Below are 8,962 nucleotides of genomic sequence, written 5' to 3' on the forward strand. Positions count from 1 at the left end.
AGATGTGTATAAGGGACAGCCTTCGGGCTGAGGGGGCGCGTGCTGGTGACGGACCGCTGGGGCGTGGCGGCGGAAGCGCAGGCGGGTGGAGCACTGATGGGGCGCGTGTCGCTGGTGTACGCGGTGGGAGGTGAGACGTGATCAGCCTCAAGCTGCTGGGCGCACTGGGGCTCGCGGCGGCGCTGCTGTCCACGGGTTGCACGCGGCCGAGCGAGGACCGCGCGGTGCGTGACACGCGCGTGGGCCAGGCCGAGGGCGAAGCGCTGACGGTGGAGGTCGAGGGCGGGCTCGCGTCGGTGCGGACGCTGGGTTCAGGAGCGCTGGAACTGTGGGGGCAGGCGCCGGTGTTCACGGTGCGCGTCACGGCCGGGGCTCAGGCCCGCACGGACTGGCTGTTCACGGTGCACAACACGATGCCGGACGCGGCGCTGCTGGCGGTGGACGACTCCGGCGAGTCGCTCGCCGTGGAGGCGCTGCCGGACGCGCATCCGACGGTGAAGGCGTGGCGGGTGGCGCTGCGCCCGGGGACGACGGCGCGGTTGACGGTGGCGCCGCCGGACTGGGACACGCGAGCGCCGTTCCGGTTCGCGGCGCTGGCGGACGTGCAGGAGGCGCTGTCGAAGGTGGGGGACATCTACACGCGGCTGAACGAGGACCCCACGCTGCGCTTCATCTTCTTCGCCGGAGACCTGACGGAGTACGGCACGCGCGAGCAACTGGAGGAGTTCCAGCAGCGCCTGGAGGCCGGCTCACGCATCCCGCTGTATGCCACGCTGGGCAACCACGAGACGTTCACGGACGACGCGCGGATCTACCAGCAGCTCGTGGGGCGGGGCAGCCAGCACTTCACCTTCCAGGGGGTGCACTTCAGCCTGGTGGACTCGGGCAGCAGCACGGTGGATCCGCTGGTGGAGGAGCAACTGGACGGGTGGTTGGAGGAGGCGCGCGACGCGGTGCACGTGGTGGCGATGCACATCCCGCCGCTGGATCCGATTGGCGTTCGGGGCGGAGGCTTCGCCGTGCGGGGTGAAGCGGCGGGGCTGGTGGGGAAGATGGCGCGAGCGGGCGTGGACCTGACGCTCTACGGCCACATCCACTCCTACTATTCGTTCTCGAACGCGGGCATCCCGGCGTTCATCTCTGGAGGAGGCGGGGCCATCCCCGAGCGCTTCGACGGGGTGGGCCGGCACTTCCTGGCGGTGGACGTGGATCCGTCGGTGGGGGTGCGGGACGTGGCGCTGGTGCGGGTGGATTGATCCGCGAGGTTTCCAGGGGAACCCTTGACGAAGCACGCGGGGCCGAGTTTCCGGCCCGCGAAGGGACCCCTTGAAAGAGCACTGAACATCTGGGCAGATAGGCGGCCTCAACGCCTTGTGAGGAGGCCCACGCATGTTCGATTTCCCCGAGAACGATTCCATCTCCCCCGCGCTGCGCGCGTTGCTCGAGCTGTTCGCCACGGATCTGGCGGACGTGAAGTTCCCGGACGTGGACACGGCGGTACTGGGCGAGTCCGCGGCGCAGGTGCGTGAGAAGGCGGAAGCGGTGGCGCGCGCGCAGGCGGCGCTGGATGCGGCACGGCAGGTGTTGAACGAGAGCCAGGAGTCGCTGCTGCAGAAGGGGCAGCGGGCGCTGGCGTACGCGAAGGTGTTCGCGGAGGACGACGCGGAGCTGGGAGCGAAGCTGGAGGCCATCCACCTGCCGCGTCCGACGCGCAAGGCAGGCCGGGCGGAAGGGCAGCCCACGGCGGTGGAGCCGGTGGGCATGGCCCCGGGCTCCGAGGAGAACGCCCCGCGCCGCCGCGGCCGTCCCCCCAAGGTGCGTCCGGTGGCCGGAGGCACGCTGTTCAACGAGAGCAGCAACAGCCCGGAGTCCCTCGTCGGAGCACAGGACGAGTCGGCGGGCCTGCAGTCGTAGTCCGGTCACACGAAGACCGCGTGCCCCCGGGTTGGAGGCTCGGGAGCACGCGGCCACGGTGTCACTCGCTGACTGTTAGTTCTTCGGGAACGCGGTCCAGCCGGTCGTCCAGTTGGTCGTGCCCACCGCGCCGACGAAGCGCGCGCTGGTGTCGAAGCCCGCTCCGGGCGTGGCCGCGTTGTCCGGGTTGAGCGCCGGGGAACCCGCCGCCGGGGCGAAGTTCGGGGCGTCCAGGTTCAGCGCCGCGGTGAGCTGCGGATCCGCCACCTTGTTGTTCAGGCCCGCGGCGAGCACCTTCTCCGCCTCCACGAACTTGCTCACGTCCGGATCCGTCACCGTTCCCGCCGCGTCCTTCTTGGGGTTCGGCGCGTTGGGGATGGACGCCGTGTCACCCTTGTTGGACCAGAACAGCGCGCCCTGCACGGAGAGCTCCGGCGTGGCCGCGTTCCACAGCGCCGCGGAGGCCGTGCCGTCCACGTCGATGGCCTTGTCCGCGAAGCTCGCGACGATGACGTTGCGCAGCAGGGTGCCCGCGCCCGTGTTGAACACCAGGCCCTCCTGCGCCGGCGTGGTGCCCGCCGCGCGCCCGGAGCCGATGAACGTCGCGTTCCAGATCTCCGGCATCGTGTGCGGCTGCGCGGCGTTGTCGTTCTTGTTGCCGGAGGCCTCGATGCCGCGGTTGCCCACCGTGGCGTTCTGCTGCACCACCAGGAACTGCACCTTGCCCCGGTAGCCCAGGTCGTAGTCCAGGCCGTCGTCGTCCGGCTGCGTGATGACGATGTGCTTCAGGCCCGCCGTGCCGCCGAACATCTCCACGCCGTCGTCCGCGCCCTTGTGCACCTGCACGTAGTCGATGTCCGTCGCGCTGCCGCACGCGCCCGTCGTCAGGCCGTTGAGCTCGTTGTCCTCGGCCAGCTCGTAGCCCGCGAACTCGATGCGCGCGTACTTCAGCTTGCCGCAGTCGTGCGCGTCGTCCGTGCCGCCGTACTTCGTCTTCAGGTCCCCGCTGGTGGCGAAGAAGCCCTCGATGGTGTTCTCGCCGCCGGCCACGTTGATGCGCGCCTTGCCCAGCAGCACCACGCCGCCCCAGTCACCGGCCGCGCGAGCCCCCGCCGCCTGCGAGCTGGTGAAGACAATCGGCTTCTCCGCCGTGCCCACCGCGTTCAGCTTCGCCTCGCGGGTGACGACCAGCGCGCTGCCCTGGTCGCCCAGGATGGTGGTGCCCGCCTCGATGGTCAGCGTGCCCTTCTCCACGAACACGTAGTTCTTCAGCGTGTACGTGGTGCCCGCCTTCCACGTCGTGTCCTCGGTGATGTTCGCGCTCACGTCCTGCGCGGTGGTCTGCGTGGGGCCGCCGTCCGGCTTGTTGTCGGTGTCCTTGTCATCGCCACAGGCAGGCAGCAGCGTCAGGCTGGAGAGGGCGAGGACGGATGCAAACAGGCGCTTCATGGGTGACGTCCTTTCGGGAGGAAATGGGAGCTACAGGGACCAGCCGAGCGCGGCGGTGAACGCCATGCCGGGCTTGTACGTCTGCACCGTCACGTCCCCCTGGCGGAGGGTGACGGCGGCATTGAGGAGGTTCGCGGCGGTCAGCTTCAGCTGCGTCGCGCCAAGCTTCTGGGTGAGGGTGAGGTCCACGCGGTGGAAGGGCCGCTCGTACACGTCCGGCAGGCCCTGCACGCCGACCTCGCTGATGCGCTGGCCGGACACGTTGTAGAGGACGGCCACTTCGGTGCCGCTCTCCGGCCGCTCGTAGCCCACGTTGACGTTGACCACGTACGGCGACTGGCCCTGGAGCGGACGGTCCTTGTTCGTCTGCGCGCCCACCACCCCAGCGTCACCCAGGTCCACCTGCGACTGGATGAGCGTGAGGTTCGCGCCCACGCGCACCGGACGCAGCGTGGGGCTCAGGCGCGCCAGCGACGTGCGCGCCTCCAGCTCCAGGCCGTAGCTGTCGGCGCCCGCGGCGTTCTCGAAGCCCAGGTCCCCGCTGTCCGGGTTGCGGATGACGCGCTCGATGGGGTCCTGGAAGCGCTTGTAGAAGGCGCTCGCGGCGAGCACCTCGTTGTCCCCCACGAACCACTCCACGCGCGCGTCCACGTTGTGGATGCGCGTCTCCAGCAGGTCGGGGTTGCCGGACACGTTCCGGCGGCGCACGAAGTCGAAGAAGATGAAGGGCGCCAGCTCGCGGAACGTGGGCCGCGCCAGCGTGTAGCTGTAGCCCGCGCGCAGGTTCACCTTCTCCGTCAGCGCGTAGATGGCGTTGAACGACGGCAGCACGTCCAGGTACTTCGAATCCGTGCCGCCGTTATCGGCCTCCACGCCGGTGAAGGGGTCCTTCAGCGTGAGCTCCTGCCTGGACGCCTCCAGGCGCACGCCGCCCACCAGGCGCAGCGGCTCCACGGGCTGATAGTCCGCGGACACGTAGCCGGCGTAGATGCCCAGGAAGGCGTTGTACGCGTCGTCCGCGCGGGTCGTCTCGCGCACGGTGATGGAGTCGCCCACGTTCTCCGGCGAGAAGAGCTGCTCGGGGGACTGGGTGCGGTCCACCGGCGTCTCGTTGAGCAGGTAGCGGAAGCGGCGCGCGTTGAAGTCACGGAAGGACACCTGGGTGAGCCCGCCCACCTTCACGCGCAGGCCGGAGGTGAAGGGCAGGGTGAGGTTGAGGCTGCCGCCCGTGGATGACTCGCCCAGCTCCGCGAAGAAGCGCTCGCCGCTGTTGGGCTGGTTGGGGAAGGACAGCTGCGCGCCGGGGTCGCCCAGGCTGGCGCTGTAGAGGGTGTCGCGCGTGTCGGGCTCGTCGCGGTCCACGCGGGAGAAGTTGCCCTGCCAGTCCAGCTCCGCGTCGCCCAGGAGGCCCAGGCGGTGGAAGCCCCGGAGCTGGTTGAAGGACAGCGCGCGGGTGATGAACTGCAGGCGGGTGCTGGCGTAGGTGTCGCCGCGCACGTTGTTGTTGCCATTGGCGCTGTACGTGCGCGTGTCGGTGCCGCGCGTGTAGAGGCTGAAGAAGGTCAGCTCGTTGTCGCGGTCGAACTGGTAGCCCACGCTCGCGAGCCCGCTGAGGTTCGCGGTGGAGAAGCCCTGCGTGGTGCGCGCGACGTCCTGGGACACGAGCGAACCGGACTCATCGCGGGACGCGCGGGCGAAGTCGCCCACCTGCACGCCGTCGCGGTGGCCGTAGTTGACGGTGCCCAGGTAGCCCAGGCGCTGGTTGCCGAAGCGCAGCGTGTCGCCCAGGGACGCGCCCAGGCCCAGGTTGGGCGCGGCGCGCGTGGTGCGCTTCTCCCAGATATTGCTGAAGGACTCCCACTGGCCTTCCAGCTGCTGCGCGGACTCGCTGCCCGCGCCCAGGCGGTGGTCGCGGGGAATCGCGTCGGGCAGGTCGCGGCTGGCGCTGGCGAAGCCCAGCGTCTCTCCGAAGCCGCCCTGCGCCTGCGAGTTGCGCTCGCGGAAGGTCGTCACCGTGTCGCCGCCCAGGGTGAGGCGCGGCTTGAACTCGAACTGGGACGGGTAGGTGTTGGTCTCGATGAGGAGCGTGCCGCCGCCGAAGGTGCCGGGCAGGTCCGCCGTGTAGCTCTTCACCACGTTGAGGTTGGCGAGCAGGCTGGTGGGGAACAGGTCCAGCGGCACGCTGGGCTCGTCCGGCTCCGGGCTGGGCAGCAGCGCGCCGTTGAGCAGCGTGGTGGCGTACCGGCCGCCCAGGCCGCGCAGCAGCACGTAGCGGCCGTCCACGACGGTGGCGCTGACCACGCGCTTCACCGCGTCACCGGCGCTGGAGTCCGGCGTGCGGGCAATCTCCTGCGCGCTGATGGCGTCGGAGACGGCGGCGGCCTTCTTGCGGTCCTGGAGCAGGGCGCCCTCGGCGCGGCGGTCGGAGCGGGCCTCGACGACGACCTCCTGCACCGCGCCCACGTCCGCGCCGAGCGCGACGTCCAGCTTCGTGGCCTTGCCCTGCGTGACGACGACGCCCGTGATGCGGCGACCCTGGTACACGTCGTAGAAGGCGCGCAGGTCGTACTTGCCCGGCGGCAGCGCGAGCCGGTAGTGGCCGTCCAGGTCGGTGAGGGCCTGCTTCTGCGAGCCCGTCACGACCTTCACGGTGGCCTCGATGAGCCCCTCGCCGGTGGCCTCGTCCGTCAGCCGACCGTAGATGCCGGTGAAGCCGGGCGGGGGCGTGGAGGACTCCGCGAGCGCTTCATCACCCGTCGCGGCTTCGTCGGACGCGGTGGCCTCGGTGCCTTCGGCCGGAGTCGCGGTGGGATCCGTCACGCTGCCGGACTGCGCGGCGGCCGGAGCGGAAGGGTCCGTAGGCTGCGAAGCCTGCGCGGGTGCGCTGTTCCCAGGCTGTGCGACCTGCGCAGGCGCGGCGTTCCCAGGCTGAACGGCCTGCGCGGGCGCAACGGCTCCAGGCTGCGCGGTCGTGGGGTTCGCGGCGCTCCCGGGCTGCGTTCCCACAGAAGGCGCGGGGCTGGTGGGCAGCGCTCCGTCCGGCTGCGACGCGGCGGATCCACCCGGAGTCCCCGCCGGAGGCGGAAGCTCACCGGCGGGCTGCGTGCCGGGCGTGGCGGAAGGGGAAGGCGCAAGAGGCGCTGTCGGGTCGGCGCCGGGCGCCTGCGCGAAGGCAGGCAGGGTGATGAGCACGAGTGACGCGACGAAGGCGCGCACGAAGTTCGAACGAGACAACACGGCTCTCCTTGCCGACAGCGACGCGCAATCAACGCGACGCCCGTGGCATTGGGATGAAGGGTTTGTGACGTCTCTGGCGGGGAACGGAAAACTCGGTGTCACGGACCGCGCGCGGCTCGCACCGCGCGCGGGACATCCGATGCACGACTCAATCCGCGAGCCGCTCCGGCAACACGGCGACGGTGATGTTTCCACCCCGCGCCAGGTCCAGCACTTCCATGGCACTGCCGTACGGCACCGCGTCGCCCGCGTCGAAGAAGACGATCTTGTCCGCTCGCGCGTTGAGCATGCGTTGCAGGCGGACCACCACCTGGTCGCGCGGCACCTCCTCGCGGTTGATGCGCAACGTGCCGGCCTTGTCCACCGTGAGCACCACGGGCGGCTTCGCGTCCGGCGGCGGAGGCGGCGTGGCCTCCGTCTTGTCCGGCTTCGCCGGCACGTTCATCCACAGGTGCTTGGTCATCAGCGGCGTGACGACCATGAAGATGATCAGGAGGACCAACACCACGTCCACCAGGGGCGTCACGTTCATCGTGGGGCGGATGCCGCCCTTGCTGCCACCGACGTCGAAAGCCATGGCGCGTGCCTCCCCTTACTTCTTCTGCCGGTCGATGACCTGCAGGCTGATGCCCGGAAAGCCAATGTCCTGCATCGCCTTGAAGACGCCGCGCACCTGCTGGTACGCCACGCCCCGGTCCGCCTTGAGCACCACGGGCGCGTCCGGCTTCGCCTGATGCAGCGTCTTCAGCTCCACCACCAGCGCGTCCCGCGTGAGCTGCTTGCGGTCCAGGAAGAAGGATCCGTTGGCCGCGAGGCTCACCGTCGTGGGCTCCAGGTTCTTGTTCTCCGGATCCGGGTTCGTCGCGACGGGCAGCTCCACCGCGGCGCCCGCCTCCAGCTGCGGCGTGACGACCATGAAGATGATCAGGAGGACGAGCACCACGTCCACCAGCGGCGTCACGTTCATCTCCGGGGTGATGCTCCTACGCGTGGCCGACATCGGTGGCCTCGCCGCGGGTGGAGACGACATCCGCGCTGTTCGCGTGCTGCTGCGGCCCGTGCCCGGCCACCGCGCGCTTGTCGCCGGCCATGTCCTCCAGGTGGTCCATGAACTCGCTGCGCGCCTGCTCCAGGGAGAGCAGCAGCGCGTCCGCACGGGTGGACAGGAAGTTGAACATCAGCACCGCGGGGATGGCGACGAGCAGGCCCAGCGCGGTGACGACGAGCGCCTCGGCGATGCCGGCGGACACCGCGCCCAGGCCGCCGGAGCCCTCCTTCGCGATGCCGGCGAAGGCCTCGATGATGCCCACCACCGTGCCGAGCAACCCGACGAACGGCGCCACCGAGCCCACCGTGGCCAGCACCGACATGCCCCGGCGCACGTCCGCGGTGATGCGCTCGTTGATGCGCACCAGGTCGCGCCGGGTGAGCTCCACCGCGCCCAGCTTGCCGGCGGGCGCGCGGGACTTCGACAGGAACGTCTTCATGCCGCCGCCCAGCATCATCGCCAGGTGGCTGCTCTTGTTGCCCTCCGCCTCCTTCACCAGCGCGTCGTGCTGCTGCTGCGCGAGGAGCGGACCGGCGCGGCCCGCGAAGTGCCGGGACGCGGCGCGCGAGCGGAAGTAGACGAACAGGCGCTCGAAGAACACGGCCAGCGACGCGACCGCGAAGGCCACCAGCGTCCAGGCGATGCACAGGGCGAAGACACCCATGTGCGCGTAGATTTCCTTGAGGTTGAAGTTCATGGCGGTGGTTTCCCGGGGAAGAGGGGGCGTCAGGACTTGAGGCGGAAGGGGACCTTGAAGATGCGGAAGACGGCGGTGGGCTGGCCGGACACGACAGCGGGCCGGAAGCGCCAGGTGCGCACGGCGGCCAGCGCGGCGCTGGCGAAGGGCTCGTCACCGCGCATCACCTTGAGCCCGGTGACGCGGCCGTCCACCTCGACGACGCCCTTGAGGATGACCATCCCCTCCTGACCCTTGGAGCGAGCCTCGGAGGGGTACTCGGGCAGCAGGTTCGCGGACAGCGGCTCCGGCGGCGTGCCCGTCTCCGGAAGGTTGATGGGCTGGGCGCGACCGCCGCCCATGGCCATCCCCTCACCGCTGCCGGTGCCACCCACCACGCCACCCGGGACGAGCGTGCCCGTGCCACCGACGGCCATGGGCGCGGCGGCGACGACTTCCTTCTCCGATTCCGGCGGCTTCTCCAGAGGCACCGCGTCCGGAGCCTTCAGCGGCGCGGGAGCGGTGAGGGGCGCGGCGGGAGGCGGTGCCTTGGCGAGCGCGGGCGGCGCGGCGCGGGGCGTGACCTTCACCACGGGCGGCGGAGGAGGCGGCGGCTTCACCTCCACGACGGGCGGAGG

The 8,962-nt window shown here is 70.5% G+C and carries 8 protein-coding genes; 2 read left to right on the forward strand and 6 right to left on the reverse strand.

All coding sequences use genetic code 11. The annotated features are described in order from the left end of the window. Positions 1–155: 155 nt before the first annotated feature. Together D7V97_RS35170 and D7V97_RS35175 are read left to right on the forward strand one after the other, a co-directional pair. On the forward strand, positions 156–1,256 hold the full coding sequence (locus D7V97_RS35170) for a metallophosphoesterase (RefSeq protein WP_120615005.1): 1,101 nt from the start codon (positions 156–158) through the stop codon (positions 1,254–1,256). Positions 1,257–1,389: 133 nt separating this feature from the next. Continuing rightward, positions 1,390–1,914 carry a hypothetical protein gene (locus D7V97_RS35175; RefSeq protein ID WP_120614999.1) on the forward strand — a complete coding sequence of 175 codons (525 nt, stop codon included), beginning with the start codon at positions 1,390–1,392 and terminating at the stop codon, positions 1,912–1,914. A 75-nt stretch (positions 1,915–1,989) separates the two neighbouring features. Here the strand turns inward: D7V97_RS35175 and D7V97_RS35180 are convergent, their stop codons facing one another. The 6 genes from D7V97_RS35180 to D7V97_RS35205 all read right to left on the reverse strand — a co-directional run. Then, the gene (locus D7V97_RS35180; RefSeq protein WP_120615000.1) at positions 1,990–3,363 is read right to left on the reverse strand and encodes a hypothetical protein; all 1,374 of its coding nucleotides are present in this window, start codon (positions 3,361–3,363) and stop codon (positions 1,990–1,992) included. A 30-nt stretch (positions 3,364–3,393) separates the two neighbouring features. After that, positions 3,394–6,600, reverse strand: a complete 3,207-nt coding sequence (locus D7V97_RS35185; protein WP_120615001.1) for a TonB-dependent receptor — start codon at positions 6,598–6,600, stop codon at positions 3,394–3,396. 148 nt (positions 6,601–6,748) lie between these two features. Continuing rightward, complete coding sequence (locus D7V97_RS35190) at positions 6,749–7,177, reverse strand: biopolymer transporter ExbD (protein ID WP_120615002.1); 429 nt, start codon at positions 7,175–7,177, stop codon at positions 6,749–6,751. 15 nt (positions 7,178–7,192) lie between these two features. Beyond that, positions 7,193–7,600 carry a biopolymer transporter ExbD gene (locus tag D7V97_RS35195; protein WP_120615003.1) on the reverse strand — a complete coding sequence of 136 codons (408 nt, stop codon included), beginning with the start codon at positions 7,598–7,600 and terminating at the stop codon, positions 7,193–7,195. Next, on the reverse strand, positions 7,584–8,345 hold the full coding sequence (locus D7V97_RS35200; RefSeq protein WP_120615004.1) for a MotA/TolQ/ExbB proton channel family protein: 762 nt from the start codon (positions 8,343–8,345) through the stop codon (positions 7,584–7,586). The genes D7V97_RS35195 and D7V97_RS35200 overlap by 17 nt, the downstream gene beginning before the upstream one ends. A 29-nt stretch (positions 8,346–8,374) precedes the next feature. After that, the coding region (locus D7V97_RS35205; protein ID WP_147445105.1) for an energy transducer TonB at positions 8,375–8,962 on the reverse strand (588 nt) is incomplete at its 5' end.

It is taken from the genome of Corallococcus sp. CA053C (assembly GCF_003611675.1).
Lineage (GTDB): Bacteria > Myxococcota > Myxococcia > Myxococcales > Myxococcaceae > Corallococcus.